Source organism: Streptomyces sp. HUAS MG56 (genome assembly GCF_058673395.1).
Genome location: NZ_CM178722.1, coordinates 8,244,588 through 8,271,069, shown reverse-complemented (window position 1 = coordinate 8,271,069; position 26,482 = coordinate 8,244,588). Strand labels below are relative to the sequence as shown.

Genomic DNA, 26,482 nt, shown 5'->3' with positions numbered 1-26,482 from the left:
CCGCCCCATCCTTCCGGGGAGCCCTTAAGTACGGCTTGCCCCGAGCCGCACACCGCCGGCGCCGCGGACCGGAGCCCGCAACCGCAGACTCCGGCGCTAGCGCCGGGCGACGTCCTCCATGAGCTCGAACTGCAGCTCCATCGGCAGATCCTGGCGCCGAGTGATGCTGAGCTTGCGGTACACCCGGGTGAGGTGCTGTTCCACCGTGCTCACCGTGATGTACAGCCGCACCGCGATCTCCCGGTTGGTGTAGCCGTACCCGGCGAGCGCGGCCACCCGGCGTTCCGACTCGCTCAGCTGCTCCGTGCGCGCCGCGGCGGGCTCCGGGCGCTGCGGCGGCGGGGGCTGCTCCTCCTGCCGCGTCCGTCCCTGCTGGCTGGGCGACACCTGCTCGCACAGCGGCAGGGCACCACAGTCCTGCGCCAGCTGCCGCGCCCGCCGGGTGACGATCCCGGCCCGGCTCTCCTCCCCCGACCGCCGCAGCGCCCGGCCCAGGTCGGCCAGGGCGCGGGCGAGTTCGATGCGGTCGCCGGAGCGGCGCAGTTCGTCCACCGCGGAGGTGAGCAACCTGGGTCGCTGGCGGGGCTCGGCGACGGCCGCGCGCAGCCGCAGCGACACACCGCGCACGCGGGGGCTGCGCGCGTCGGGCAGGCCGAGTTGCTCCACCACGAGCCGTTCGGCCCTGCGGTGCTCGCCCAGTTGCAGCAGCGCCTCGGCGGCGTCGGTGCGCCAGGCCAGTTGCCGGGGCCGATCCAGGCCCCAGCGCTGAGCGAGCCGCCCCACGTCCAGGAACTCCCCGAGCGCGGCCCGGTAGCGATGCGTGGCGAGGTAGTACAGGCCACGCGCCCGCAGGAAGTCGAGCGCGTAGACGCTGTTGAACAACTCGTCGGGAACGGGGCACTGCAGGCGCCGCGTGACCTCTTCGTACCGGCCCATCGCGGTGAGGGTGGTGACCTGGACGGCGATCGGGCCGAACAGGAAGAGGCCGCCCCGGTCGGTGACCGCATCGGCCGCGGCGGCCGCCTCCTGCTCGGCACCGGCAAGGTCACCGAGCCTCAGCAGCCCCTCGGCCTGGACCAGGCCGAAGGCCGACCACCAGGCCGGAGCGCTGTGCTGCCGCACGTCGGCCTTCAGGCGCTTGGCCCAGTGCACCGCCCGGTCGGGGCGGTCGAGGTGGATCAGGGTGCGGACCGCCTGAACGATTGGTTCGAACGTGGTCTGGGCCAGCGGGGTGCCTCTGAGCAGCCGTTCGACGACCCGCTCCTCGCCCTCCGCGCCCGGGTGGGTCCACAGCGCGGCTCCGGCCCGCAGGGCGGTGGCCGTCCGGGCGGTCGCGTCGCGGCACTCGTCCGGGTCCGCGGCCGCCGGGCCGAGCGCCGGAGGCAGTGCGAACAGCTCCCGCAGCGGGTCCTCACGCGGCCCCGCTTGTCGGCCCGCGATATGGCCGAGGGCTTCCGCGGCCTCCTCGACCCTGCCCTGTGAGACCAGCAGCCTGGCCAGCCGCGCCGTCATGGCGGGCCCGAGCGCACCACGGCGCAGGGCGGCGAGCGGGGCCCGAAGATGGTGCTCGGCGGCGCCGGGGAACGTCCGCCAGCTGGCGGCGGCCTGACGGAGTTCCACCTCCCACTCGTTCTGCTCGTCGGCGCACAGGACGCGGGCCAGGGACAGGCACTCGGCGGCGTGCGTGCTGTCGTCGGAGACGATCAGGGCCTGCTGGGCGGCCTCGCACAGCACCTTGACCGGCCAGTCGCCCGCCATCAGGTCGGCGGGCCGCTCGTCCTCGGACGCGGCGAGCAGCAGGTGGCGGGCGACGAGGTCGGCACGCGCACCGTTCTCGTGCAGGACCTGGGCGGCGCGGGCGTGCAGTTCGGCGCGCTCGGCGCCGGGGGTCGCGTCGAGTATGGCGGCGGCCAGCGCCGGGTGGCGCAGCCGGCCGTCCCGGGTGAGGCCGGACCCGTCGAGGACGCCCATCGCCCGCGCGGCGGCCGAGGTGGTGGTGCGGGCCACCCGGGCGGCCGTGTCGGCGTCCGTCTCGCCCTTGAAGACCGCCAGGACGCCGGCCATACGACGGGCCTGCGCACCGCTGCGGTTCAGACAGGTGAGCGCGGCCTGGGTGAAGGGGCCTCCGTGTTCCGGCTCGGGGGCGGTCAGCTCCGTGAGCAGGGCGCGCAGCAGCAGCGGGTTGCCCCCGGTGACGGAGTGCAGACGAGCGACCGTGTTCCCGTCGGCCGGGCTCCCGGTCCGCTCCAGTACCGCGGCAGTGCCGGCCTTGGTCAGTGGGCCGATGACCAGGCGCATGTAGCCGGGGTGGCGCAGCAACTCGGTGCGCGCCTGGTCCCGTTCGGCGCAGTCCGGCGGCGCGTCGGCGAGCACGAGCAGCAGGGCAGTGTCCCGCAGGGTCCGTGCGGCGTGCAGCAGCTGGGCGAGCGATGGCTTGTCGACGTATCTCAGGTCGTCCACGCACACCACGAGCGGTGCGTGCTGCGCCGCCGTGCGCAGCGCGGCGCTGAACTCCACGGCGGTGAAGGGGGCTTCCTCGTCGTCCGGGCGGACGGAGCGCTGCTGCGGTATCCGGTCGGCCAGCGGTGTCGGTGCGGGCGGCACCCGCCCGGGCGCCGCGGCGGCGGACGGCGGTGCGGGGAGCGGCGCGGGGGCGAGGGGGACGAGAGCGGCCTGGGCCGGGCGGCCACCGGTTGCGTACAGCGGTCTCGACGACACCTCGGACGCCAGTTGCCGCACCACCCCGTGCGGCGTGGCGAGGGACGAGGGACGGCCGGCGGCGCGCAGCACCTGGGCCCCGCGCAGCGCGGCCTCGTGGGCGAAGCGGCTCAGCAGCTCCGTCTTGCCGCAGCCGACCGCTCCCTCGACCAGGACCACGCCTGCCGCCCCCCTCTGACAGGCCTCGAGTGCCGCCTCCAACTTCCTCCATTGCTCATCTCTTTGCAGAAATGACAAAACGGTTCCCCCTTGTGTCGCTTCCGTGGCGATGTCCAAAGATGCCGCACGCCACCGCGAACCGCTCGGTAACCCTTTGGCCACAAGCTGCCGGACAGCTACTCCGTTGTTCCTTACGGCATTTGGAACTTGGCCACGAGCGACCGCCGGCGGTCCCGTCCGGGCAGCTCGCACGGGTGGCCCCGGGGGCGGGGGCACGGGTTCCGGTAGGGGCGCCTAGGGGGTGGTCAAGGGTTACCCAACCGGTCCGTGCCCAGCACGATGGCGAGCAGCCTCGCCCGTTCCCGTCCCCCCGCACGGTCAGGAGCCCGCCATCAACGGCATAGGAATACTGGGTACCGGTTCGTACCTCCCCGCCGAGACCGTGCCGAACCGCGTGGTGGCGGAGCGAGCCAGCGTCACCGAGGAATGGATCCTGCGCAAGGCGGGGATCCGCGAGCGCCGGTACGCGGCCCGCCACGAGGCCACGTCGGACCTGGCGGCACAGGCCGCCGAGGCCGCACTGCGGGCGGCCGGTGTATCGGCCGCCGACCTGTCCTGGGTGGTGCTGGCGACCTCCACCCCCGACCATCCCCAGCCGGCCACCGCCTGCCTGGTGCAGAACCGGATCGGCGCCGAGAACGCCGCCGCGTTCGACATCAACTCCGTGTGCAGCGGCTTCGTCTTCGCCCTGGTCGCCGCGGCCCGGCTCCTGGCGGAGCCGGACGGCGGGGCGCCCGGCCACGCCCTCGTGATCGGCGCCGACGTCTACTCGCGGATCATCGACCGGACTGACCGGCGCACCGCCGTGCTCTTCGGCGACGGCGCCGGTGCCGCGGTCCTCGGGCCGGTGCGCGCGGGCCGCGGCATGCTGGGGTCGCACCTGGTCAGCCGTGGCGCACAGCACGGCCTGATCCACGTCGAGGCCGGCGGGAGCCGGCTGCCCGCATCCGAGAAGACGGTCGTCTCCGGGCAGCACCACTTCCGCATGGACGGCCGGGCCGTGCGCGACCTGGTCGCCCGCGAACTGCCGGACAACGTCGGCGAGCTGCTGGCACGCAGCGGCATCTCCCCCGAGCAGGTCGACCACTTCATACCGCACCAGGCCAACGGCGTACTCCTCCGCGAGATCCTGCCGACGCTCGGACTCCACCGCGCCCGCGTCCATCTGCACGTGGCCGAGCACGGCAACACCAGCGCCGGATCGATCCCGCTGGCCCTCGACACGGCTCACCGGTCGGGCGCCTTCGGGGACGGCGACCTCGTCGTCCTGTCCGGCTTCGGCGGCGGCATGTCCATCGGCTCCGTCGCGCTGCGCTGGGACGCCTGCGCGGCTGCATCCCCTGGGAAGGACACGGCATGACCACAGCAGACTCCGCCCCCGACGCGCCCGCCGACCGGGCGGGGCTCCCGTTCCGGAGAACCGCGGTGATCGGCCTGGGCACGGTCGGCTCCGGGCTGGTCCGCGCGCTGGCCGCGGCCGGGGCGCACGTGACGGCCGTGGAGGCGGACGCCACGCGGCTGGCCGACGCCCGCACCCGCATCGCGGGCGGGCCGTCGATCCCGGACCGGATCGCCTTCACCACCGGCACCGCCCTTCCGGCCGACACCGAACTCGTCGTGGAGGCCGTGCCCGAGCAGCTTGCGCTCAAGGCCGCCGTGCTGCGCGCGGCCGCCGAACGCTGCGGCCCGGACACGGTGTTCGCCACGACGACGAGTCTGTCGGTGGCCGCCGTCGGAACCGCCGCCGGACTGCTGATACGGACCGTCGGCCTGCATCCGGTCGGCCACGGGCCCGACGGCGGCGCCATCGAGGTGATCCCCGCGCACGCCACCGAGGCCGCCGTCGTACGCGACGCCGAGCGGCTGGTCGCCGCCCTGGGCCGGACCGCGGTGCGGGCGGTCGACCGCCCGGGCTTCCTCTCGTGCGGGCTGCTGATGGCCTACCTGAACGGCGCACTCGCCCTGTACGAGCGGCGGTACGCCTCCAGGGACGACATCGACGGAGCCATGCGGCTGGGCTGCGGGCTCCCCCTCGGGCCGCTGGCCCACCTCGACCGGATCGGCCTCGACTCCGCCCTGGACACCCTGCGGGGGCTGTACGACCTGACGGGCGAGCGGCGGTTCCTGCCGTCACCGGTGCTCGGCCACATGGTCGCCGCCGGGCTGCTCGGCGTGAAGTCCGGGCGCGGCTTCTACCGCTATCCGCCGGGACCCGCGGCCGACGCCCCCGTGTCCGGTCCCGCCACCGCGCCCCGCCCGGTGGGCGCGGTCGGGGTGGTCGGCTCCGGGACGATGGCCACGGGCATCGCCGAGGTGTTCGCCCGGTCCGGGCTGCCCACGACGCTGGTCGCCCGAACCGAAGTACGGGCCAAGGGGGCGCTGGACCGGGTGGCGGGCTCACTGGACCGCGCCGTCCGGCGCGGCAAGGTCTCGTCCGACGACGCGCGGGCCGCGCAGGAGCGGCTGCGGGGCTGCGCCCACATCGAGTCGGTGGCCGGGTGCGACCTGGTGGTCGAGGCCGTCGCTGAGGAACTGTCCGTCAAACGCGAGGTGTTCGGACGGCTGGACGCGGTGTGCCGACCGGGTGCCGTGCTCGCCACGACCACGTCGAGCCTGCCCGTCGTGGAGTGCGCCACCGCCACAGCACGTCCCGAGGACGTCCTCGGCCTGCACTTCTTCAACCCGGCGCCAGTGATGCGCCTGGTGGAGGTGGTCGGCACAGTGCTGACGGCTCCGGACGCGTCGGCCACCGCCCGCGCGATCTGCGGCCGGCTCGGGAAGCACCCGGTGGAGGTCGCGGACCGGCCCGGTTTCCTCGTCAACGCGCTGCTCTTCCCGTACCTCAACGACACCGTACGGCTGCTGGAGGAGCACCGGGCCCCGGCCGGCGACCTGGATGCCGTGATGACGGCGGGCTGCGGATACCCCATGGGCCCGCTGGCGCTGCTCGACACCATCGGCCTGGACGTGTCGCTGCACATCCAGCGCGGGTTGCACCGGGCCTCGCGCGAGCCCTCGCTGGCCCCCGCCCGGCCGCTGGAGGACCTGGTGGCCGCCGGGCACCTGGGGCGCAAGAGCGGACGCGGGTTCCACCGCTACCGACGGCTCTGAGGCTGCGGGGGCCGCCGTAGACCGAGCCAAGAGGTGCTTTAGCCGGGCGGCCCACGATGGTGGAAACCGGACCCGACAGGGGTCCACGACGCCCCGGCGGCACGGCGAGGGGCCCGAGGAGGAGTGCCATGGGCCGGCACGCGAGCGTATCCCGCAACGAGACCGGGCAGCCCGCCCGCGGTACCCCGGATGCGGCCGGTGCCTTTCAGGGCCTGCACCGCCTGGTGATCGACACAGCCGCGGCACACGGCGGCCGCCCGGCGGTGGTCGCCGTGGACGGCGTGCTGACCTACGCCGAACTCGACCGGCGTGCCGACGCACTGGCCCACACACTGGCCACGCGCGGCGTGGGCCCCGGTGACCGGGTGGTGATCTGGTCCGCGAAGTCCTGCGCCGCCGTGGTCGCGATGCAGGCGGTGCTGCGCCTGGGCGCCGCCTACGTCCCGGTGGACGGCTCAAGCCCGGTGGGCCGGATGGCGCTGGTGGCCCGCGACTGCGAAGCCCGGGTGGTGTGCGCGGCGCAGGCCCGCGAGGCCGAGGTCACCACCGAACTGCCCGCCGGAGCCGCGTACGTGGCGCTGGACGCGGAGCATGCGCAGCCCACGGGCGAGACGCCCGGGCGCCGCACGGCAGGCTCCGGCGACCTCGCCTACATCCTGTACACCTCCGGGTCCACCGGCACGCCCAAGGGCGTGTGCATCAGCCACGGCAACGCGGTCGCATTCGTCGAGTGGGCCGTCGCGGAGCTGTCCGCCGGCCCCGACGACCGCTTCTCGAGCCACGCGCCGTTCACCTTCGACCTGTCCGTGCTGGATCTGTACGCGGCGTTCGCCGTGGGCGCGTCGGTACATCTCATCGACGCGGAACTCGCCTACGCACCCATCCAGTTGACCGAGTTCCTGTACGAGCACGAGATCAGCGTCTGGTACTCGGTGCCGTCCGCGCTGATGCTGATGATGCACGGCGGCGGGCTGCTGGACCGCCCCGCTCCGTCCTCTCTGCGGGCCGTGCTCTTCGCGGGCGAACCGTTCCCCGTCACGGGGGTGCGCCAGCTCACCGCCTGGACCGGGGCCCGGCTGCTGAACCTGTACGGTCCCACCGAGACAAACGTCTGCACCTTCCACGAAGTCGTCGCCGAGGACCTCGCGCGCGACCGTCCCGTACCGATCGGATCGCCGTCGTGCGGCGACACGGTCTGGGCGGTCAACGCCGACGGCCGCGCCCGGCCGGGCGAGGAGGGCGAGCTGTATGTCGACGGTCCCACCGTCATGCTCGGCTACTGGGGACGGGACCCGCAGCGCGGCCCCTACGCCACCGGCGACATCGTGCTGGTCAGACCGGACGGATCCTTCGATTACGTGGGCCGCCAGGACCACATGGTCAAGATCCGCGGACACCGCGTCGAGCTGGGCGAGGTCGAGGCCGCGCTCAACAGCCATCCCGCGGTCGAGAACTCTGCCGTGATCGTCGCGGGCTCCGGGCTGAGCGCCCGGCTGGCCGCGTTCGTCGTCCTGGCCGCGGACTCCACGGCCGGGGTGCTCGCCCTCAAGCGGCACTGCGCCGAGCGGCTTCCGCCGTACATGATCGCCGACAGCATCGAGTTCGTCCCGCAGCTGCCGCACACCGCGAACGGCAAGGTCGACCGGTCCGCGCTCGCCGACCGGCTCACCGCCCCGTCCCCCGACGGCCCCGCCCCTGCCACCGGCCGCCCGGCCGGTGCGCCCGCGCACGCCGCGATCATCTGACGCAACCAACCGAAAGGCAGGACGACATGGCCGAGAAGACGGCGCCCACCGAGGCGGAGATCAGGCAGAAGCTGATGGACTTCATCCGCGACAGCTTCCTCTCGGGCGACCCGAACGGCGAACTTCAGGAGACCACGCCCCTGTTGGAGTGGGGCGTGCTCGACTCGCTGAAGGTCGCGATGCTGCTCAACTTCCTCCGTGTCGAACTGGGCGTGACCGTGCCCTTCGAGAAGATGAGCGGCGGGAACTTCAAGGACGTCAACCAGATCTCGGCTCTCGTGTGCGAGCTGTCCGAGGCGCGGTCCCCCGCGGTCACCACCGACTGAGCCTTTGACCGTTCAAGGGACGGATCACCGCCAATGGACTTCGATCTCACCGACGACCAGCACAAGGCGTGCGCGGCCCTGCGGGAGGCAGCCCGCGACCTGTTCGACGAAGCCGCCGCCGCGCCGGCGGAGTACCGCGACCGAGACGCCTGGCGCTCGGCCGCCGGGCTGGGTATGGCCGGGCTGTGCCTGCCCCGCGAGTTCGGCGGCGGCGGCCTCGGCGCCCTGGACACGGCGTTGCGTCTGGAGGCTTTCGGTGCGGGCTGCGCCGACACCGGACTGGTGTTCGCACTGGCCGCCCATCTGCTCGCCTGCGCCGTGCCGGTCAGCGCCTTCGCTTCCGACGCCGCCCGCAAGGACCTGCTGCCGGGGCTGAGTTCGGCCGAGCTGATCGCCGCCAACGCCATGACCGAGGACGAGGCCGGCTCCGATGTGGGCCGTCTCGCCACCACCGCGGTCCTCGACGGCGACGCCTACGTGCTCGACGGGGTCAAGTCCTTCGCCAGCAACGCGCCCATCGCGGACCTGTTCGTCACCTACGCGACCACGGATCCCTCCCTGGGGTTCCTCGGGATCAGCGCGTTCGCCGTGCCCCGGGACCTGCCCGGCGTCACCGTCAGTGCCCCGATGGCCAAGATGGGACTGCACGGCTGCGCGGCCGGCCGGGTCGAGTTCCACGGCTGCCGGGTCCCCGCCCGCCTGCGCCTCGGCGCCGAGGGCCAGGGCAGCGCGGTGTTCCAGTACTCGATGGGCTGGGAGCGCGCCTGTCTGCCGGCGCTCTACCTGGGCGTGATGGAGGAACAGCTGGAGCGCTGCGTGGCACACGCCCGTACCCGCCGCCAGTTCGGCCACCCGATCGCCGAGTTCCAGGCCGTCTCGCACCGTCTGGCGGCCATGCGCCAGCGCCTGGAGGGCGCCCGCTGGCTGCTGTACCGGGCCTGCTGGCTGCTGGACCGGGACCGCGAGGAACAGGTCGCCGCCGCGGCGCTGGCCAAGACGGCCGTGTCCGAGGCCGCGGTCGCCAACAGCCTCGACGCCGTGCAGGTCTTCGGCGGCAGCGGCTACCTGGCGGCCACGGGGATCGAACGCAACCTGCGGGACTCCGTGCCCGCAGCGATCTTCTCCGGGACCACGGAGATGCAGCGGGAGATCCTCGTCCGGAAGGCGGGGCTGTGATGAGCACACCGCCGCGGCCCTCGGACGCCGCCCGGTACGCCCGCGGGGCCGGCCGGCTGGCGCTGCGCTGCCTGCGCCTGCTGGGGCGCACACTCACCCAGTTCGGCCTGCTCTGGGTTCCCGTCCCGGCCCCCCTGGCGGACGACGGCCGGGCCCGGACGCCGGTGCGGGTGAAACGGGACCCCGGCGGGCCCGCGCTGTACCACCCCGAACGGCTCTGTCCCGACATACCGCTGACCACGCTGGAGCTGGCCCTGCAGCGGCAGCTGTGGGCGGTCGACGACGAGCACCCGGGCAATCCGCCGGTCGCCGGCGGTCGGGCGTGAGCCGCCGCGGCACCGTGTAGCTCCCGGCCGCCGCGCGGTGCCGCCCCTCCCTGCCGGCTTCGGCGTGCTGCTCGTACCGTCGGCGTGCTGCTCGTACCGAGGGGCCGGGAACCGTCCTGTCGCGGTTCCCGGCCCCTCGTCGTACCTCCCGGCCACACTGCGCGCTCCGGGGTGCACCGACGCCGTCATCGGCGGGGGGACTCGACGAACTGCCGGATGGAGGCGACCACGTAGTCGAGCATTTCGTGGGTGAGCGCCGGGTACACGCCCACCCACAGGGTCTGCCGGGTGATGATGTCGCTGTTGGTCAGTTCTCCCGAGACGCGGTAGGACTGGTCCACGTACGCCGGCTGCCTGGTCAGGTTGCCCGCGAACAGCCTGCGGGTGCCGATCCTGCGTGCTTCCAGGAACTCGGTCAGCTCCGCCCGGCTGAAGGGCGCCTGCGGATCGACGGTGAGGGCGAAGCCGAACCAGCTGGGTTCGCTGCGCGGGGTGGGTTCGGGCAGCAGCAGCCACGGCACCCCGTCCAGGCCCTCCCGCAGCCGTCGCCAGTTCTCCCGCCGGGCGGCGACGAACTCGTCGAGCCGGGAGAGCTGGCTCAGTCCCAGCGCCGCCTGGAGATCGGTGGCCTTCAGGTTGTAACCGAGGTGCGAGAAGATGTACTTGTGGTCGTAGCCGTCCGGGAGCTCCCCCATCTGAAAGCCGAACCGCTTCAGGCACTTGTTGCTCTCACCCGGCTCGCACCAGCAGTCCCTGCCCCAGTCGCGCAGCGACTCCACGATGCGGGCCAGCGCCAGGTTGGACGTCAGCACGCACCCGCCCTCGCCCATCGTGAGGTGGTGGGCCGGGTAGAAGCTCACGGTGGACAGGTCACCGAAGGATCCGGTCAGCCGGCCGTCGTAGGTGGAGCCCACCGCGTCGCAGTTGTCCTCGATCAGGAAGAGGCCGTGGTCCTCGGCGAGTTGAGCGATCTCGGACGCCTCGAAGGGGTTGCCGAGCGCGTGCGCGATCATGATGGCCCGGGTCTTGGGGCCGATCGCCCGCGCCACCCGGTCCGCTGTGGTGTTGTACGTGCGCAGGTCCACGTCGACGAAGACGGGCACGAGCCCGTTCTGCAGGATGGGGTTCACGGTCGTGGGGAAGCCGGCGGCCACGGTGACCACTTCGTCGCCGGGGCGCAGCCGGCGGTCCTCGAGCACGGGTGAGGTGAGCGCGGACAGCGCGAGCAGGTTGGCCGACGAGCCCGAGTTGGTGAGATGGGCCTTGCGCCGCTTGAGCTTGCGGGCGAACTCCGACTCGAACTTCCGGGAACGGGTGCCCGCCGCGATCCGCAGGTCCAGCGCGGACTCCACCAGCGCCAGCCGGTCCTCCTCGTCCAGCACCGCGCCGGAGGGCCAGATCTCGGTGACGCCGGGGACGAAGTCCCGTACGCCTTCCCGCTCCTGGTGGTACTTGCGGACCCCTTCGAGAATCAACGCCTTGACGTCACCCATGCTCAAGCCCCTCCTGAACGAGTCAGCACGCCGACTCCGGTTTCCACCAAAAGGTCGTGCAGCGAGCGCTCCAGGCTCAGCTGCGGCTGCCAGCCGAGCAGCCGCAGGGCGAGGGAGACGTCGCACCGCTGCCACTGCAGGTCGCCTCGTTGCTCGTCGCGGTCCTGGTCCTCGACCACGGTCAGACTCAGACCGCTCAGTGCGACCAGCCGGCGGACCACCTGGCGGACCTCCACCGCCTCGCCGCTGCCGATGTTGACCACCTGTCCGCAGACGTCCGCGCGGGCGGCGGCGACCACGGCACCGGCCACATCGCGTACGTCGACGAAGTCCCGCCACGCCGTCAGCGGCGCCAGCCGCAGGACCGGGGGCGGCTCGCCCGCCGCTGCCCGGGCACGCTCACGCAGCCGGCGGGCCAGGATGCCCAGCAGGCTCTCGCGCGGGGTGCCCGGCCCGGCAACGTTCGCGATCCGCAGGACGGTGCCGTTCAGGGTTCCCTCGGCGGCCGCGTCCAGCACCAACCGGGCGCCGAGCAGTTTCGACCGGCCGTAGGCGGTGTCCGGCGCCGTCGGCACTTCCTCGCTGATGCGGGTGCCGCGGGGCACCGGACCGTACTCGTGGACCGAGCCGAGGTGGACCAGTCGCGGCCGGCCGGGCACCGAGGTCATGGCGGCGACCAGACGCCGCACCAACTCGGCGTTGGCCTCGTACATCTCGCGTTCGCCCACGTGCCAGACGGCACCGACGGAGTTGACGACGATGTCGGCCCCGGTGGCGCTGAGGATCTCGGCGATCCGCTCCGATGTGGCGTCCATGAGATCGACGCGGATGAACGGGACGTCACCGCCGTCGTCGACGGGCGCCTCGCGGGCCACCCGGGTGAGCCGCGCGCCCGTGGCGCCGAAAGCGGCGCAGATGTGCCGTCCCAGGAATCCGGTTCCGCCCAGGACCAGGACGGACGGGACGGGTCCGGTCGTGCCGGCCCCCGGTTCGGCGGTCGGCGCGGTGGCCGGGTGGTGTGCCGTGGTCATCCGCGCTCTCTCGTCTCCACCGTGATGTGCTGGGCGCATCGGCTGATCTCCTCGACGAGTTCCGCGGTCCGCACGGCGGCGGCCGCCCAGGCCTGACGGTCCGGGTCCGTGCCGAGGTCCTGGGCCGTGCGCACGGCCGCGGCGAAGGCGCCCACCGTCGCGGCGTACTGGTCCTCGGCCGGCAGCACGGTATGCACCGGCTCCCCCTGCCCGTCGACGCGCAGCACCGGGGCGAGGTCCGGCGGCGGGGTGAAGGCACGCTCCAGCGTGAGCCGTCCCTCGCTGCCCCACAGCTGGTAGAGGGAGCCGTAGCCGTGCTCGAAGCCGAAGTCGACGGTGACGATCTCGCCGCCGGCCGCGCGCAGCAGCGCCGACCCGCCGACGTCCACCCCGGTCGCGGCGTCCTGCCGCAGCAGCGCTCCGGTCACTGACAGGTCGTCGCCGAGGAAGAACTGGGCGGCTCTGATCGGGTACACGCCCGTGTCGAGCAGCGCACCGCCGCCGAGTTCGGGCCGGTGGCGCACGTCGGCGGCAGGCCGCGGCGGGATGCAGAAGGCTCCGGCGAAGCGGCGCAGGCGCCCAATCCGTCCGGCCCGCAGCAGTTCGCGCACAGTGCGGTGCTGCCCGTGGTGGAGGAAGCAGAAGTTCTCCCGCAGGACGCGTCCGGTGCGTGCGGCCACCCGTACCAGTTCGGCGGTGTCGGCGGCCGACGTCGTCAGCGGTTTCTCGGCCAGCACGTGCTTGCCGCTCTCCATCGCGGCCAGCGCCCATTCGTGATGCAGCGCGTTGGGCAGCGGAAGGTACACCGCGTCGATGTCGTCGCGGGCCAGCAGCTCCCCGTAGTCGGCGGCGGCCGCGCAGCCGTGCTGGGCGGCCGCGCGCGCGGCCCGCGCCGGGTCGCGGCTGGCGACGGCGGCGAGTTCGGCGTCGGGGTGCCCGCGGATCGCCGCCATCATGCGGCGGCGGGCGAACTCGGAAGTGCCCAGCACCCCGACGCGGATCCTGCCGTGGTGTGGGGTGCCGCCGACGATGCGGTCCTGGGCAGCGGCGGTCATCGGTCCAGTTCTCCTCGGTGTGCGGGGGACACGGACGGCCCGGGCCCGCCGAACGGCGCCGCCGGCACGCGTGCCGAAGGGCGGTGCCGGAGGTGATCCGGAAATCTCGGGCCGACCGCCGAGAAGTCAACGCCCGTGCCGACGGGCCGTTCAACCCCCTACCGGTGGCCATCGTCCCCTAAGTGCTCCCGGAAATTTCGTGCCGCCCCCTATTACTGTGCCCAATACTCGACCGGGTGCAGGGCCACCGGTACTTTCACGGCAATGAAAGGCATCCTGCTCGCCGGCGGAAGCGGCACTCGGCTTCACCCGTTGACACGCGCCGTGTCCAAGCAGCTGCTTCCCGTTTACAACAAACCCATGGTCTATTACCCGCTTTCCGTTCTCATGCTGGCCGGAATCCGGGAAGTCCTGGTCATTTCGAACCCCGAAAACATCGACCTGTTCCGTCATCTCCTGGGAGACGGATCACGGCTCGGCATGCAGATCGACTACGCGGTCCAGCCGTCCCCCGACGGCATCGCCGAGGCGTTCACCATCGGCTCCGAGCACATCGGCACCGATCCGGTGGCGCTGATCCTGGGCGACAACATCTTCCACGGGCCCAACTTCTCACCGCTGCTGCGCCGCAACGTGCAGGAGATCGACGGCTGCGTACTCTTCGGATACGCGGTCTCGGATCCCGAGCGGTACGGCGTCGGTGTGGTGGACGCCGAGGGCACGCTGCTGGAGCTGGAGGAGAAGCCGGCCCGCCCCCGTTCGAACCTGGCCGTCACCGGGCTGTACCTCTACGACAACGACGTCGTGGACATCGCGAAGAACCTGCAGCCCTCGGCCCGGGGCGAACTGGAGATCACCGACGTCAACCGCGTCTACCTGGAGCGCGGCAAGGCCCGCCTGGTCAACCTCGGCCGGGGCTTCGCGTGGCTCGACACGGGGACGCACGACTCGCTGCTGCTGGCCAGCCAGTACGTGCAGGTCCTGGAGCAGCGCCAGGGGACGCGCATCGCGTGCGTGGAGGAGATCGCCTACCGCGTGGGGTTCATCGACGCCGAGGACTGCTACCGGCTCGGCGTGGAGATCGGCGCCTCCGACTACGGCGCCTACCTGAGGGACATCGCCAAAGGAGAGACATGACAAGGACAAGGAGCGGCACGTGCGCATCCTGGTGACGGGTGGCGCCGGGTTCATCGGCTCGCACTTCGTCCGGCAGCTGACGACCGGCGCGTATCCCGAGTACGACGACGCCGAGGTGATCGTCCTCGACCGGTTCACCTACGCGGGCAACGAGGCCAACCTGGCGCCCGTGGCCGGCTCTTCGCAGCTGCGGGTGGTGCGCGGTGACATCTGCGACACCGCCGTGGTCGACGACGTCATGCCCGGCACCGACCTGGTCGTGCACTTCGCGGCCGAGTCCCATGTCGACCGCTCCATAGCGGGCGCGGCCGAGTTCGTCCGGACGAACGTCCAGGGCACGCACACCCTGCTGCAGTCCGCGGCCGACCACGGCGCGGGCAGGTTCGTGCACGTGTCCACCGACGAGGTGTACGGGTCGATCGAGCACGGCTCCTGGCCGGAGGACCACTCGTTGCGGCCCAACTCCCTTTACGCGGCGTCGAAGGCCTCCTCCGATCTGGTGGCCCTGGCCTTCCACCGCACGCACGACCTGCCCGTGTGCGTCACGCGCTGCTCGAACAACTACGGGCCGTACCAGAACCCGGAGAAGGCCATCCCGCGGTTCGTCACGAACCTGCTGACGGGGCACCCGGTCCCGCTGTACGGCGACGGCCGCAACGTGCGCGACTGGCTGCACGTGGACGACCACTGTCGGGCGCTGGCACTGGTGGCCGCCAAGGGGACGCCCGGCGAGATCTACAACATCGGCGGCGGCACCGAGCTCACCAACCGCGATCTGGTCTCCCGGCTGCTGGAACTGCTGGACGCCGGCCCGGAGATGGTCGAGCAGGTGACCGACCGCAAGGCGCACGACCGCCGCTACTCGGTGGACTGCACCAAGATCCGCACCGAGCTCGGGTACGCGCCCCGCGTCCCCTTCGAGCAGGGCCTGGCGGACACCGTCCGCTGGTACGCCGACCACCGCGACTGGTGGGAGCCGCTGCGTCCCCAGCCCACCGGCGGGGCCGGATCCCTCACGGAGGTGTCATGCTGACGTCCCTCGCCGCCCGGGTCGCGCTGTCCGCGGCCGCGGCGGAGACCGGGCACGCGCCGCTGGCCGACTTCCACCAGTGGTGGAAGGAGCAATGCGCCGCCGACGACTCGGCCGCCCAGGTCATCCCCTTCGCCGATCTGCGGATGTGGAGCTTCCGGCCGGACACGGGAGACCTGGTCCACGACACCGGCCGGTTCTTCACCGTCGAGGGCCTGCGGGTGCGGCGGCCCGGCTGGCCGGTGCCCGAGTGGTCCCAGCCGATCATCCACCAGCCCGAGGTCGGCATCCTCGGCATCCTGGCCAAGGAGTTCGACGGCGTCCTGCACTTCCTGATGCAGGCCAAGACGGAGCCCGGCAACATCGCGGGCCCGCAGCTGTCGCCGACCGTCCAGGCGACCCGCAGCAACTACACGCGGGTCCACCAGGGCAATCCGGTGCCGTACGTGGAGTACTTCCGCAACGCCGCGCGCCACCGGGTGCTGGCCGATGTCCGGCAGTCGGAGCAGGGCAGCTGGTTCTACCGCAAGCGGAACCGGAACATGGTGGTCGAGGTCAGCGAGGACGTCAAGCTGCTCGACGGGTTCCGCTGGGTGCCACTGGGCCAGCTGCACCGGCTGCTGGTCGAGGACGACCTGGTGAACATGGACTCGCGGACCGTCCTGGCCTGTCTGCCGTTCCCGTTCGCCGGGGCCGACGGTGGCAGCCACCGGCCCGCCGACACCGCCGTACTGGGCTGGATCACCGAGGCCCGCACCCGGCACGAGCTGCTGGCCGAGCGGATCACGCTGCGGGAGGTGACGGGCTGGCGGCACGAGCCGGACCGGATCACCCATGAGAGCGGCGCCTTCTTCGACGTCATGGCCGTGGACTTCCAGGGCCGGGGCCGCGAGATCGCCGCCTGGACGCAGCCGATGGTGCGCCCGCACGGAACCGGCGTTTCGGCGTTCCTGGTGCGGCGGACCGGGGACGGCGTGCAGGTGCTGGCGAGCACACGCGTGGAGGCGGGCAGCGCCGACGTCCTGGAGCTGGGGCCGACCGCGCAGGGCACACCGGAGAACTACGCCGCCCTGCCCGAGCAGGCGCGACCGCCGCTGCTGGACGCGATCCTCGGCGCACCGGCGGAACGGGTGCTCTTCGACACGGTGATGTCGGAGGAGGGCGGGCGCTTCTTCCACGCGCGCACCCGCTACCTGATCGTCGAGGCCGGACCGGACGGCGGCCCCGAGGACACCGCGGATCTGCGGTGGATCCCGCTGGAGGAACTCACCGACCTGGCCCGGCACAGCTTCTACGTGAACGTCGACGCCCGCACGCTCATGGTGTGCCTCCAAAGCGTCTACGGCCCGGACCGCGCGGTCTGACACCCCGGCCCGCCCGCGTCGGGCGCGGCGCGATCCGCCCGACGCGGATGTCGGCCCAGGAGCAACGGAGCGAAGATGCGCGTACTGTTCGTCCCGGCTGCCGCACCCAGCCACTACTTTCCCATGGCCCCGCTGGCCTGGGCCTTCCGCCTGGCCGGTCACGAGGTCTGTGTGGCCGGCCAGCCACCCGTCCTCGACCCGGTCGTCCGATCGGGCATGACCGCCGTGGGTGTGGGCGGCGGCTACGACCTTCTGACCGGTCTCACCGAGGCCACCGAAACCGTGCGCCGCGAGACCGGGCACCTGCTGTCCGGCTCCGCCGGCTGGGACTCGCTCCCCGCCGACGTACGACGCCGGTACGGGGAGATGCGCGGGGCCCCGCACGTGCGCACCGCCGAGGACATGGCCGACGACCTGGTGGCCCTGGCCCGCGGCTGGCGACCCGGTCTCGTGGTCACCGACCCGCTCGGCTACGCCGCCGCGCTGGCGGCGGAGACGGCGGGGGTGCCCCTCGTACACCACCTGTGGGGGCCGCAGCCGCCCTCGTTGGCGAAATTCCCGGGCTTCGGCGCGGCCCCCGAACGCTGGCCCGAGGACCTGCTCAAGCTCTTCGGGCGGTTCGGGGCCGAGCCGCGTGCCGTGCACAGCGTCTGCACGGTGGACCCCTGTCCGCCCAGTCTGCAACCGCACCCCGTGCCCCGGCAGGTGCGCACCCGGTACCTGTCGTACAACGGCTCCGGCCGCGTCCCGCAGTGGTTGCTGCGGCCCGCCGCCCGGCCCCGGATCTGCGTCTCCTGGATGACCACCAACACGGCCGCGGCCGGTCTGGCGTCGCAGCACCCGGTGAGCACGCTGGTGACGGCGCTGGTGGCGCTCGACGTGGAGGTCGTCGCCGTGGTCAGGCCGGCCGACCGCGAGCGCATCGGGCCGGTCCCCGAGGGCGTCCGGCTGGTCACCGACCTGCCCCTGCACACCGTCGTGGCCGGCTGCGACGCGGCGGTCAACCACGGCGGGGCGGGGACCATGCTGACCGCTGCCTGTCACGGTATCCCCCAGGTCGTCGTCCCGCAGGAGGCGGGACTGGTCTTCAACGCCGAGTGCCTGGCGGCCACCGGCGCCGGAGTCGCCGTGCCGGCGAGCGAGACGGACCCCGAACGGATCGCCGCGTGCGTCGCGCCGCTGCTCCACGAGCGGCGGTGGCGGGAGGCGGCGCGTCGGATCCGCGCGGAGAACGCCGCCCAGCCGGCGCCGTCCGAGGCCATCGGTGTCATCCAGGAGTTCATGTGATCAGCCAGCCCCGGTCCTCGCGGACCGCCGACCCTCTCAGGGACCGACCATGACCATCACCACCGATCACGTCATTCCGTTCAACCGGCCGCATCTGACCGGCGAGGAGCCGGAGCTGATCGCCGCGGCGCTCGCGTGCCGGTCCCTGGAGGGCGACGGCCGGTACACCTCGCGGGCGACGGACCTGCTCACGAAGATGGTCGGGGCGACCTCGGCCCTGCTGACCACGTCCTGCACGCACGCGCTGGAGATGAGCGCGCTGCTGCTGGATCTGGAGCCCGGCGACGAAGTGGTCATGCCGTCGTTCACCTTCCCTTCCACCGCCAACGGCTACGCGCTGCGGGGTGCGGTCCCGGTCTTCGTCGACTGCCGGCCGGACACGCTCAACATGGACGAGCGGCTGCTGGAGGACGCCCTCACCGAACGCACCCGGGCGATCGTCGTCGTGCACTACGGCGGTGTCGCCTGCGAGATGGACGCCATCATGGAGGTCGCCGACCGGCACGGCCTTCCCGTGGTCGAGGACAACTCCCACGGCCTGGGAGCCTCCTACCGGGGGCAGCAGCTGGGGTCGCTGGGTGTGATGGCCACACAGAGCTTCCACTCCACGAAGAACGCGCACTGCGGCGAGGGGGGCGCGCTGCTCTTCAACGGCACCGACCACCTGGAGCGGGCGGAGCTCATCCGGGAGAAGGGCACCAACCGGCGCCAGTTCTTCCGGGGCGAGATCGACAAGTACCAGTGGGTGGACATCGGCTCCAGCTATCTGCCGTCGGACCTGCTCGCGGCGTGCCTGATCGCCCAGTTGGAGAACTTCGACGCGATCCAGGCGCGCCGCCTGCAGGTGTGGGACATCTACCAGGAGCGCCTGGCGGGCTGGGCGGAGCGCAACGGGGTCGTCCAGCCGACGGTGCCGAAGGAATGCGCCCACCCGGCTCACCTGTACTACCTGCTGCTGCCCGATCTGGAGCACCGGCACGCGCTGATGGACCATCTCGCCGCGCGCGGGATCCGGAGCGCGTTCCACTACATGCCGCTGCACAGCGCTCCGGCTGGCCGACGCTACGGGCGTACGGCACCGGGCGGTTGCCCGGTGACCGAGCGGGTGGCCGACCAGTTGCTGCGGCTGCCGGTGTACACCGATCTGACCGACTCCGACGTCGAGCGCGTCCTGGAGGCGGTGACGTCTTTCCGCGTCCGGGCCTGACAGCTGTACGGGTCCGGCCACCGCGCCCCGCGGGGAGTCTCCGCGGGGCGCGGCCTCGTGCGTGGGAAGACGGGGGCCGGGAGAGCAGGCGGACGGCCGCGGGTGCGGCTGCCCGGGACGGGGTTCGACCGGGGCTCACGGGCCACGGGGCCCGGCGGACGGGGTCCGACGGCGGCGCGGCACCGCTCCGGTCGCCGCCGCTCCCCCGGCGGCCGTGCGCGAGGCCGATCCGGAACGCGGGCGACGGGATTGCGGCCCGCCGACGGCCGCTCACCCGGCTGCGGTGCCTGTCAGGAGACCGGAGGCTCCAAGCCGCCCGCGTGTTCCCGGCGGACCCCGCCGCGTCGGGGCCGCTGCGCCGGGACCGCCGGGCCACCGGCCGGCCCCTGGGCCGTGTCCGTCTCCCCGACGGCCGCCGGCGCGGCCGGGCGCGGCTCCTTGAAGAAGAGCGTGATCAGCACGGCCACGGCGGCGATCAGGGCACCGCTGACGAACACCTGGTCCGCGGCCCCCACCAGGGCGTGGACCACCGTGTCCCGGGCCTTGCCGGTCAGTGTCTGAAGCAGGGCGATGCTGGGTCGGTTCCCGTTCTCGCCGCCCTTGAGGCTGTCCGGGACCCGCGCCGCGAACTCGCGGGCCAGGATGGTCCCGAAGACCGCGCTGCCGACGGCACCGCCGAGCGTCTGGCTGAACCGGATCGAGGTGATCGCCACGCCCATCTGCTCTTTCGGCACCGACATCTGGACCGCCAGCAGGGCCATGCCGAGCACCAGGCCGAGCCCGGCGCCCAGGAGCAGCAGGTCGACGTTGGTCACCCACACCGAGGTGTCCGCACGCAGCCTGCTCAGCAGGCCGAAGGCGATCGTGACCATGACCGTGCCCGCGATCAGGACGAGCCGGAACCTGCCCGGCCGGCGGATCAGTCGGCCCCCGACGACCGCCGAGACGATCATGCCGAGCGCCATGGGAAGCAGGTGCACGCCGGCGAGGGTCGGCTTCACGCCCTGCGCGGCCTGCAGATAGAGCGCCACGTAGACGACCGAGCCCATGGTCACCATGCCCGAGATGAACTGCTGGGGGCTGGCGAGCCGGAAGACCTGGTTGCGGAAGAGCGACAGGGGGAAGAGGGGCTCCTCGGCGGCGATCCTGCTCCACAGCCCCTGCCTGAGGAGGAAGGCCACGAGGAACAGCGCGCCGCCCAGCTCCAGCAGCACGATGACGGAGGAGCTCCAGGCGTATTTGGCGCCGCCCCATTCGGTCACCAGCAGCAGGGCGCTGGTCGCGGCCGCGATGAGCCCGGCGCCCACGAAGTCGATGCGGTGGCTGTCGTTGCGGACCGGCAGGCGCAGGTTGAAGACACCCAGAGCCAGGGCGATCAGGCCCAGTGGCAGGTTCACGTAGAAGATCCACCGCCACGACAGGTGTTCGGTGAGGTAGCCGCCGACCAGCGGGCCGACCACGATGCACACGCCGGTCATGACACCGCCCATGCCGGCGCTGCCACCGCCCGTCGAACCACCGCCGCTGGTGGTCTTCGGCGGCCAGATGCTGAGCACCACGACGAGCGTGACACTCATCAGACCGCCGCCGCCGACACCCTGGACCGCACGGAAGGCGATCAACTGACCCATATTCTGTGCGATACCGCAGAGCGCCGAGCCGACCAGGAATGTGGCCAGCGAGAAGAGGTAAATCTTCTTCGGGCCATAAACGTCCGTCAATTTCCCGTACATCGGCTGCGTAACGGTCGACGCCAGGGCGTACGCGGTGATCAGCCACGGGAGCAGATCCAGACCATGCACCGGGTCGAGACTCTTGGTGATGGGCCAGGCGGCCGTGGCCACAATGTTCGAATCGACGATACCCAGGACCATCGACAAGACGGCACCAATGGTCGCCAACCTCATCTGAGTGAGTGTCATTGCTCCAGCGTATTTCACCAATCGGCGACTGTCAACCTTGATTGACAGTCGCACGATATTCGGACGCGTCGTGTGGGGCAGTACGCGGGCTACGACGCCAGCACCCCAAGACGCCGGCCGTCCGCCGTGAGGATCGCCTGCTGCACGTCCCGCAGCGCCTGCCCGGGTTCCAGCCCCAGTTCGTCGTGCAGGGTGTTTCGGGCCAGCTGGTACACCATCAGCGCGTCGGCCTGCCGCTCGGAGCGGTACAGGGCGACCATCAGCTGCCGGTAGAAGGTCTCGCACAGCGGATTCTCCGCCGTCAACGAGTAGAGCCTGCCGACGAGTTCACGGTGCCGACCCAACCGCAGACAGACATCGGCGAGCATCTCAAGGCACTCCAGGCGGGCTTCGGTCAGCCAGGTGACGTACCCGCTGACGAGGGGACCGCCGCCCAGGTCGCCAAGCACCGGCCCGCGCCACAGGGCCAGCGCGCTCTCGAAGCACTGGACCGCGTCCTCGTAGCGCTCGGCCCGCACGGCAGCCCGGCCGTCCTGGACCAGATCCAGGAAGATGCCCACGTCGAGCTCGTCGGTGCCGGTGCGCAGCAGGTATCCCGACTGCCGGGTGACCACCGGGTTCTCGGAACGCCCGGGCCGGTGCAGGAACTTGCGCAGCTGCGAGATGTAGACGTGCATACCGGCGGTGGCTCTGCGCGGCGGCCGGTCGCCCCAGATCTCCGCGATCAGCTGGTCGTGCGTGACCACCTGGTCGCTGCGGATGAGCAGGACCGCGAGCGCTATCTCGATCTTCCGCGCGCTGATCGAGGAGACGGTGTCACCGTCGACCACCCGTAGCGGTCCGAGGATCTCGTACCTCACGATGTGCTCCCCTCCAGCGCGGTCGCCGCCGCCCCGACGTCGTCGGCCGCTCCCGCCAGAGCGGCCGACACCGCGCCGCACACCGCGGCGCGATGGGCGTCCAGGTAGAAGTGGCCGCCCGGGAACACCTTCAGATCGAAGGCCCCGGTGGTGTGCCCGGCCCATGCTTCGGCGTCCTGGACCGTGGTCTGCGGGTCCGCGTCCCCCACCAGCGCGGTGACGGGGCACTCCAGCGGGGCCCCGCCGTGCCAGCGGTACGTCTCGACCGCGCGGTAGTCGTTGCGCGTCACCGGCAGCACCGCCGCCAGCAGTTCCGGGTCGCCGAACACACGGTGATCGGTGCCCCCCACCGCCCGCAGCTCCTCCAGCAGACCCTGGTCGTCACGCAGGTGCACCCCTCCCTCCCGCACGCGGGAGGGGGCGCGCCGGCCGGAGACGAACATCCACACCGGTCCGGCCTGTCCGCGGTCCCGGAGCCGGCGCGCGACCTCGAAGGACAGGACCGCGCCCATGCTGTGCCCGAAGAAGGCGAACGGGCCGTCGTCACACACCGCGGCGAGGGCGTCGGCCACCTGGTCGGCGAGTCGCGGAACGCTGTCCACCAGCGGCTCGGTCCGCCGGTCCTGGCGCCCCGGATACTGCACGGCGGTCACCTCGAATCGCGGATCCAACTGCTGCGACATCGCGAAGTAGTAAGTGGCCGCGCCACCCGCGTGCGGAAAACACACCAGCCGGATTTCCCGCTCCGGACGCGGTTGGAATACACGCAACCACCGGTCCTCATCACCCATGGGCGACGCCATTGGCAGATCCCTTCCCCTCAAGCCCAGAGCTCCTCACCAGGCGGACGAACGGCAGACCGCGCGGCGGTAGCCGTGGACAGGACGGAGTCGGCCGGAGCAAAGGGCGGGCGGACGTTCCGTGCGTTCCCGGGAGTGCTCACTCGCCGGAAAGCCTGCCACAAGGGCGTGCCCCCCTAACAACCCCTAACGGTGCTCCCCGGAGAGCGCGCCGCGGCCCCTCTTGACCTCCTGCCACCCTTGTGCGGCGGCGGTCGGGGTGCCGTGCGGGAACCGGGGCGAAGAGCTGGCCACCCCCTCGCCGGGTACCGCGCCGAAACGTGTCGTCCCCGGTCGCGGGGCGGCGCGGTCGGGAATTTAGGGGTTTCACGACGGTCCAGCAGCTCCCTACCTTTCCGCTGTCCGCCCACCCCGACTTCCCATGAGCCGGAATGCCGTTCGAGGCATCCCGGCGGAATTGGCCTTCATGAATGCGGTTGATGCGGTGATCCGCACCGGACATATATCCCTCGTACTGGTCACGATTTTCCTCGCGGCATACGCCGGACGGCAGCTGGCCCGGTTGGTCGGCCAGCCGAGCGTGGTGGGGGAGGTCGCGGCGGGTCTGGTACTGGGCCCCGCCGTGGTGGCGATCGGCGGTCACGGCCTGCTCGGCCGGCTGCTGCCCGCCGATGTGTTCTCCCTCGTACGGCAACTCGCCCACATCGGGCTCGTCCTGTTCGTCGTGGGTGTCCTGCGCGAGATGCGCACCGGGGGCTCCTGGGCCACCCGGCGGGCGATCGGATGGGTCACCTTCGGTGCGCTGGTCCCGCCGCTCACGGCCGGGTTCGCACTGGCCGGCTGGGTGCTGTGGCGCTCGGAGCCCGGCCTGCGCGGCGACGCCCCCGCCCCCTCGTTCGTGCTGCTGCTCGGTGTCTCGATGTCCGTGACCGCCATTCCGGTGCTCGCCCGGATCCTGGAGGACCGCGGGCTGACCTACACCCGGGCCGGCCGGCTGTCGATGGCCGGGGCCGCCGTGATCGACGCAGTCGCCTGGCTGCTGCTGACGCTGGCGATCGGCCTGGCGGCCGGCGGCAGCGGCGACAGTGTGAACCGGATGGCGGCCCTGGCGGCCGGGGTGACGGCGGCCTTCGTCCTGGCGCGTCTGCTGCGCACCCCGGTGGCGGGGCGGCTGTGCGGGCGGCTGCCGTGGCTGTCGGCCGTGGCCGTGGCCGCCCTCGCCCTGACCGCCTCGTGGCTGATGCAGCGGTGCGGCCTCAGTGAGGTGCTGGGGGCTCTGCTGGTCGGGACCGCGCTACCCGCCGCTGACGAGCACGGGCCGTGGGGCAGGGCGGTGCGCCGTGTCTCGCGGACCGGCACCCTGCTGATCCCGATCTTCTTCGTGGTCACCGGCGTGTCGGTGTTCGCCGGCCGGCTCGGCTCCGCCCCCTGGCAGGGGTGCCTGCTGGCGACTGCGGCCGGGCTGGTCGCCAAGATCGGCGGCGGCTACCTCGGGGCCCGGCTCGGCGGCGAGTCGCACCGCGTGGGCCTTCAGGTGGGGGTGCTGTTGAACACCCGCGGCCTCACCGAACTGGTGATCCTCCAGGCCGGGTTCTCCGCAGGCATCCTCACCCCGGGGATGTACCTGGCCCTGGTCGTGATGGCCCTGGTGACGACCGCGGCCACCGGACCGCTCTACACCCTGGTCGAGCGGCAGACGAGCACGGCCGAGGAGCTCGAGGTGAGTACCGTACGAGCCTGAGCGGCGGCGGTGCGGCCCCGTCCAGCAGGAGGGGGCCGCACCGCCGCGGCCCGGACGTGCAGCCCATACGCTCAGCAGAGCACGAACGACGTTGCGTAGTGCGGGGGCTTCTGGCTCGGGTCGGCGATCGCCAGGGTCATGTAGCCGACCTTCCCGGCGTACCGGCCGCCCGTCCCAATGATGCGGAACAGCTGTGTACCGCCACGCAACATCACCGTGCAGTCGAGGACCCCGACCGCCTCGAAGGTGCCGTCCTCCAGTTCGGCGCGGCTCTGGTGGAACTGCCACATGTGAGGGGTCGTACCCAGCACCACGGAACGGCCGTCGACGGTGGCCACCCGGTTGCCGTCCGCGTCGTAGAAGGCGTCGGTGTACTCCACCGAGGTGCCCAGGCCCGGCGTCTCGCCGTCGTGCACCACCAGCTTCTCGATCTTCTCGGTCAGTCCCGTCACGATGACGCACTTCTCGATCGCCGCGGCCCGCGCCTGCGCACCGTCACCCGGGGTGTACACGCCCGCCGCCGCGGCCGCGGCCAGGGCCAGCGCCCCGGGGTCGAGCGGGCTGGGGTCCGCGACCTCGCGCCGAGCCTCCACGCCCACGTCCATCGCACGCCGGTCGATCGGCTGTGCCGCCGCGTTCTCGTTCTCTTCCAGACCAGTGGTCACGGTCTCAACTCCAGCATTCCGCAGGGTCCATGGGCCTCCCATGCTCGACGGCACGCTGAAGCTCGGCTAACTCCGGCCTTTCGCAAGGGGACGCCGCATCCGCGCGCCCAGATCTCAGCGGCGCAAGAGCGGCTTTAGTCCTCCGGCCGAGCATGCCCTTGAGCCGGACCGCCCTCGTCCCGGCGTGCCCCTGTTCGGAGATCCCAAGAAACCGCCGCCAACGGAAGGCCCAGGATGGACGCTCCCGACATCCACATCCGCTCGGTCGGAACCGCGCTCCCCGGCTCGGCCGTCGACAATGCCATGCTGCGCCGGCGGTTCGGCATGCCGTCACTGTGGGAGCAGTGGATCGACGAGTTCGTCGGCACGCACCGGCGGCACCTCGCCGTCGACCTGGAGAGCGGCGAGGTGCGCCACTCGCTCGCCGACCTCGGCGAGCTGGCGGGGCGCCGAGCACTGGACGGAGCCCGCCTGGCCCCGCGGGACGTCGACCTGGTGGTGATGGGCACGTCCTCGCCCGACCTGCTGATGCCGGCGACGGTGAACGAGATCGCCGACCGGCTCGGCATCGACCAGGTGCCGTCCTACCAGCTCCAGTCCGGCTGCACCGGTGCCGTGCAGGCTCTCGACGTCGCCTGCCAGATGCTGCGTTCGGGCCGTTGGCGCACCGCACTGGTGCTCGGCGGCGACACCTGCGCCAAGCACTTCGACGTCACCATGGACGTCGCCTCGCTCAAACCGGAGGAGCAGATCAACGGCGTGCTCTTCGGTGACGGTGCCGGAGCCGTCGTACTGAGCACCGAGCCCGCTGCCGGTTCGGCGGTGATCCGGCACGTCTTCGTCCGGCTGGTGGGCCGCGGCCGGCCGCCCGGCCAGATCGTGGAGTGGTTCGGACGTGCCGACCGCGGTGCGGGCCGGCCGCCGGTGGTCGAGGACTACAAGGCCATCGAGCACTCCGTGCCGCTGCTCGCCGCCGAGGCGTTCGAGGAGCTGCTGAGCGAACTCGACTGGAAGAACGACGAACTCGAGTACCTGCTGCCCCCTCAGCTGTCAGGCCGGATGACCGCGCGGATCACCGAGGGCTTGTCCGCGCCGGCCGCCCAGGAGATCTCGCTGGTCGCCGAGATCGGCAACACCGGCAACGCCCTGCCGTTCTTCCAGTTGGAGGCGGCACTGCCCCGCATGGCCGCGGGCGAGCGCGCCGCGGCCGTCGCCGTGGAGTCCAGCAAGTGGATCAAGGCCGGCTTCGGCCTGGAGAAGGTCTGATCC

General features: G+C 72.2%; 21 protein-coding genes. 13 read left to right on the top strand and 8 right to left on the bottom strand.

Annotation, left to right across the window (positions count from 1 at the left end):
* Positions 1 to 96: 96 nt before the first annotated feature.
* A complete protein-coding gene (locus tag AC4OXY_RS38295; RefSeq protein ID WP_491991948.1) occupies positions 97 to 3,039 on the bottom strand; it encodes an AAA family ATPase in 2,943 nt (980 codons plus the stop codon).
* A 229-nt stretch (positions 3,040 to 3,268) separates the two neighbouring features.
* Between AC4OXY_RS38295 and AC4OXY_RS38290 the strand changes: the two genes are divergently transcribed.
* The 6 genes from AC4OXY_RS38290 (at position 3,269) to AC4OXY_RS38265 (ending at position 9,621) form a co-directional block, all read left to right on the top strand.
* On the top strand, positions 3,269 to 4,297 hold the full coding sequence (locus AC4OXY_RS38290) for a 3-oxoacyl-ACP synthase III family protein (RefSeq protein WP_491994704.1): 1,029 nt from the start codon (positions 3,269 to 3,271) through the stop codon (positions 4,295 to 4,297).
* Positions 4,294 to 6,048: a 3-hydroxyacyl-CoA dehydrogenase family protein gene (locus tag AC4OXY_RS38285; protein WP_491991947.1), complete on the top strand. Its 1,755-nt coding sequence runs from the start codon at positions 4,294 to 4,296 to the stop codon at positions 6,046 to 6,048. The genes AC4OXY_RS38290 and AC4OXY_RS38285 overlap by 4 nt, the downstream gene beginning before the upstream one ends.
* 128 nt (positions 6,049 to 6,176) lie before the next feature.
* A complete protein-coding gene (locus tag AC4OXY_RS38280) occupies positions 6,177 to 7,793 on the top strand; it encodes an amino acid adenylation domain-containing protein (RefSeq protein ID WP_491991946.1) in 1,617 nt (538 codons plus the stop codon).
* A gap of 26 nt (positions 7,794 to 7,819) precedes the next feature.
* On the top strand, positions 7,820 to 8,119 hold the full coding sequence (locus AC4OXY_RS38275; protein WP_491991945.1) for an acyl carrier protein: 300 nt from the start codon (positions 7,820 to 7,822) through the stop codon (positions 8,117 to 8,119).
* Positions 8,120 to 8,152: 33 nt separating this feature from the next.
* Entirely contained in the window at positions 8,153 to 9,295 is a 1,143-nt protein-coding gene (locus AC4OXY_RS38270; RefSeq protein WP_491991944.1) for an acyl-CoA dehydrogenase family protein, read from the top strand.
* Entirely contained in the window at positions 9,295 to 9,621 is a 327-nt protein-coding gene (locus AC4OXY_RS38265) for a DUF6059 family protein (RefSeq protein ID WP_491991943.1), read from the top strand. The genes AC4OXY_RS38270 and AC4OXY_RS38265 overlap by 1 nt, the downstream gene beginning before the upstream one ends.
* 185 nt (positions 9,622 to 9,806) lie before the next feature.
* Here AC4OXY_RS38265 and rfbH read toward each other — a convergent pair whose 3' ends face one another.
* The 3 genes from rfbH to AC4OXY_RS38250 are packed head-to-tail and all read right to left on the bottom strand — an operon-like array spanning position 9,807 to position 13,200.
* Positions 9,807 to 11,114 carry a lipopolysaccharide biosynthesis protein RfbH gene (gene rfbH, locus AC4OXY_RS38260; RefSeq protein WP_491991942.1) on the bottom strand — a complete coding sequence of 436 codons (1,308 nt, stop codon included), beginning with the start codon at positions 11,112 to 11,114 and terminating at the stop codon, positions 9,807 to 9,809.
* Between the two features lie 2 nt (positions 11,115 to 11,116).
* Positions 11,117 to 12,145, bottom strand: a complete 1,029-nt coding sequence (locus AC4OXY_RS38255) for an NAD-dependent epimerase/dehydratase family protein (protein ID WP_491991941.1) — start codon at positions 12,143 to 12,145, stop codon at positions 11,117 to 11,119.
* Complete coding sequence (locus AC4OXY_RS38250) at positions 12,142 to 13,200, bottom strand: Gfo/Idh/MocA family protein (RefSeq protein ID WP_491991940.1); 1,059 nt, start codon at positions 13,198 to 13,200, stop codon at positions 12,142 to 12,144. The genes AC4OXY_RS38255 and AC4OXY_RS38250 overlap by 4 nt, the downstream gene beginning before the upstream one ends.
* 264 nt (positions 13,201 to 13,464) lie before the next feature.
* Here AC4OXY_RS38250 and rfbA point away from each other — a divergent pair, with 264 nt between their 5' ends.
* From rfbA to rffA, 5 genes are all read left to right on the top strand, one after another.
* Positions 13,465 to 14,337: a glucose-1-phosphate thymidylyltransferase RfbA gene (rfbA, locus tag AC4OXY_RS38245; RefSeq protein ID WP_491991939.1), complete on the top strand. Its 873-nt coding sequence runs from the start codon at positions 13,465 to 13,467 to the stop codon at positions 14,335 to 14,337.
* 19 nt (positions 14,338 to 14,356) lie between these two features.
* Complete coding sequence (rfbB, locus tag AC4OXY_RS38240; RefSeq protein ID WP_491991938.1) at positions 14,357 to 15,370, top strand: dTDP-glucose 4,6-dehydratase; 1,014 nt, start codon at positions 14,357 to 14,359, stop codon at positions 15,368 to 15,370.
* Complete coding sequence (locus tag AC4OXY_RS38235) at positions 15,364 to 16,731, top strand: NDP-hexose 2,3-dehydratase family protein (RefSeq protein ID WP_491991937.1); 1,368 nt, start codon at positions 15,364 to 15,366, stop codon at positions 16,729 to 16,731. Before rfbB ends, AC4OXY_RS38235 begins: the two co-directional genes overlap by 7 nt.
* A 75-nt stretch (positions 16,732 to 16,806) precedes the next feature.
* Positions 16,807 to 18,018 carry a nucleotide disphospho-sugar-binding domain-containing protein gene (locus AC4OXY_RS38230; protein ID WP_491991936.1) on the top strand — a complete coding sequence of 404 codons (1,212 nt, stop codon included), beginning with the start codon at positions 16,807 to 16,809 and terminating at the stop codon, positions 18,016 to 18,018.
* 49 nt (positions 18,019 to 18,067) lie between these two features.
* Complete coding sequence (gene rffA / locus AC4OXY_RS38225; RefSeq protein ID WP_491991935.1) at positions 18,068 to 19,225, top strand: dTDP-4-amino-4,6-dideoxygalactose transaminase; 1,158 nt, start codon at positions 18,068 to 18,070, stop codon at positions 19,223 to 19,225.
* A 290-nt stretch (positions 19,226 to 19,515) separates the two neighbouring features.
* On the opposite strand, the gene AC4OXY_RS38220 is transcribed toward rffA, so the two are convergent.
* The 3 genes from AC4OXY_RS38220 to AC4OXY_RS38210 all read right to left on the bottom strand — a co-directional run bounded on the left by AC4OXY_RS38220 (position 19,516) and on the right by AC4OXY_RS38210 (position 22,798).
* A complete protein-coding gene (locus tag AC4OXY_RS38220) occupies positions 19,516 to 21,099 on the bottom strand; it encodes an MFS transporter (protein ID WP_491991934.1) in 1,584 nt (527 codons plus the stop codon).
* 137 nt (positions 21,100 to 21,236) lie between these two features.
* Positions 21,237 to 22,007 (bottom strand): AfsR/SARP family transcriptional regulator, encoded by a 771-nt coding sequence (locus tag AC4OXY_RS38215; protein ID WP_491991933.1) that lies wholly within the window; start codon positions 22,005 to 22,007, stop codon positions 21,237 to 21,239.
* On the bottom strand, positions 22,004 to 22,798 hold the full coding sequence (locus AC4OXY_RS38210) for a thioesterase II family protein (protein ID WP_491991932.1): 795 nt from the start codon (positions 22,796 to 22,798) through the stop codon (positions 22,004 to 22,006). The genes AC4OXY_RS38215 and AC4OXY_RS38210 overlap by 4 nt, the downstream gene beginning before the upstream one ends.
* Positions 22,799 to 23,273: 475 nt before the next feature.
* Here AC4OXY_RS38210 and AC4OXY_RS38205 point away from each other — a divergent pair, with 475 nt between their 5' ends.
* The gene (locus AC4OXY_RS38205; protein ID WP_491991931.1) at positions 23,274 to 24,548 is read left to right on the top strand and encodes a cation:proton antiporter; all 1,275 of its coding nucleotides are present in this window, start codon (positions 23,274 to 23,276) and stop codon (positions 24,546 to 24,548) included.
* Positions 24,549 to 24,619: 71 nt separating this feature from the next.
* On the opposite strand, the gene AC4OXY_RS38200 is transcribed toward AC4OXY_RS38205, so the two are convergent.
* Complete coding sequence (locus tag AC4OXY_RS38200; RefSeq protein WP_491991930.1) at positions 24,620 to 25,213, bottom strand: allene oxide cyclase barrel-like domain-containing protein; 594 nt, start codon at positions 25,211 to 25,213, stop codon at positions 24,620 to 24,622.
* Between the two features lie 234 nt (positions 25,214 to 25,447).
* Between AC4OXY_RS38200 and AC4OXY_RS38195 the strand changes: the two genes are divergently transcribed.
* Positions 25,448 to 26,479, top strand: coding sequence for a 3-oxoacyl-ACP synthase III family protein (locus AC4OXY_RS38195; RefSeq protein ID WP_491991929.1), 1,032 nt, complete (start codon positions 25,448 to 25,450; stop codon positions 26,477 to 26,479).
* The last annotated feature ends 3 nt before the right edge of the window (positions 26,480 to 26,482 follow it).

Excerpts from the sequence above, each read along its gene's own strand:
- AC4OXY_RS38285 (WP_491991947.1), top strand. The coding sequence starts at position 4,294 with ATGACCACAGCAGACTCCGCCCCCGACGCGCCCGCCGACCGGGCGGGG.
- AC4OXY_RS38280 (WP_491991946.1), top strand. The coding sequence starts at position 6,177 with ATGGGCCGGCACGCGAGCGTATCCCGCAACGAGACCGGGCAGCCCGCC.
- AC4OXY_RS38275 (WP_491991945.1), top strand. The coding sequence starts at position 7,820 with ATGGCCGAGAAGACGGCGCCCACCGAGGCGGAGATCAGGCAGAAGCTG.
- AC4OXY_RS38270 (WP_491991944.1), top strand. The coding sequence starts at position 8,153 with ATGGACTTCGATCTCACCGACGACCAGCACAAGGCGTGCGCGGCCCTG.
- AC4OXY_RS38265 (WP_491991943.1), top strand. The coding sequence starts at position 9,295 with ATGAGCACACCGCCGCGGCCCTCGGACGCCGCCCGGTACGCCCGCGGG.
- rfbH (WP_491991942.1), bottom strand. The coding sequence starts at position 11,114 with ATGGGTGACGTCAAGGCGTTGATTCTCGAAGGGGTCCGCAAGTACCAC.
- AC4OXY_RS38255 (WP_491991941.1), bottom strand. The coding sequence starts at position 12,145 with ATGACCACGGCACACCACCCGGCCACCGCGCCGACCGCCGAACCGGGG.
- AC4OXY_RS38250 (WP_491991940.1), bottom strand. The coding sequence starts at position 13,200 with ATGACCGCCGCTGCCCAGGACCGCATCGTCGGCGGCACCCCACACCAC.
- rfbA (WP_491991939.1), top strand. The coding sequence starts at position 13,465 with ATGAAAGGCATCCTGCTCGCCGGCGGAAGCGGCACTCGGCTTCACCCG.
- AC4OXY_RS38235 (WP_491991937.1), top strand. The coding sequence starts at position 15,364 with ATGCTGACGTCCCTCGCCGCCCGGGTCGCGCTGTCCGCGGCCGCGGCG.
- AC4OXY_RS38230 (WP_491991936.1), top strand. The coding sequence starts at position 16,807 with ATGCGCGTACTGTTCGTCCCGGCTGCCGCACCCAGCCACTACTTTCCC.
- rffA (WP_491991935.1), top strand. The coding sequence starts at position 18,068 with ATGACCATCACCACCGATCACGTCATTCCGTTCAACCGGCCGCATCTG.
- AC4OXY_RS38220 (WP_491991934.1), bottom strand. The coding sequence starts at position 21,099 with ATGGTCCTGGGTATCGTCGATTCGAACATTGTGGCCACGGCCGCCTGG.
- AC4OXY_RS38210 (WP_491991932.1), bottom strand. The coding sequence starts at position 22,798 with ATGGGTGATGAGGACCGGTGGTTGCGTGTATTCCAACCGCGTCCGGAG.
- AC4OXY_RS38205 (WP_491991931.1), top strand. The coding sequence starts at position 23,274 with ATGAATGCGGTTGATGCGGTGATCCGCACCGGACATATATCCCTCGTA.
- AC4OXY_RS38195 (WP_491991929.1), top strand. The coding sequence starts at position 25,448 with ATGGACGCTCCCGACATCCACATCCGCTCGGTCGGAACCGCGCTCCCC.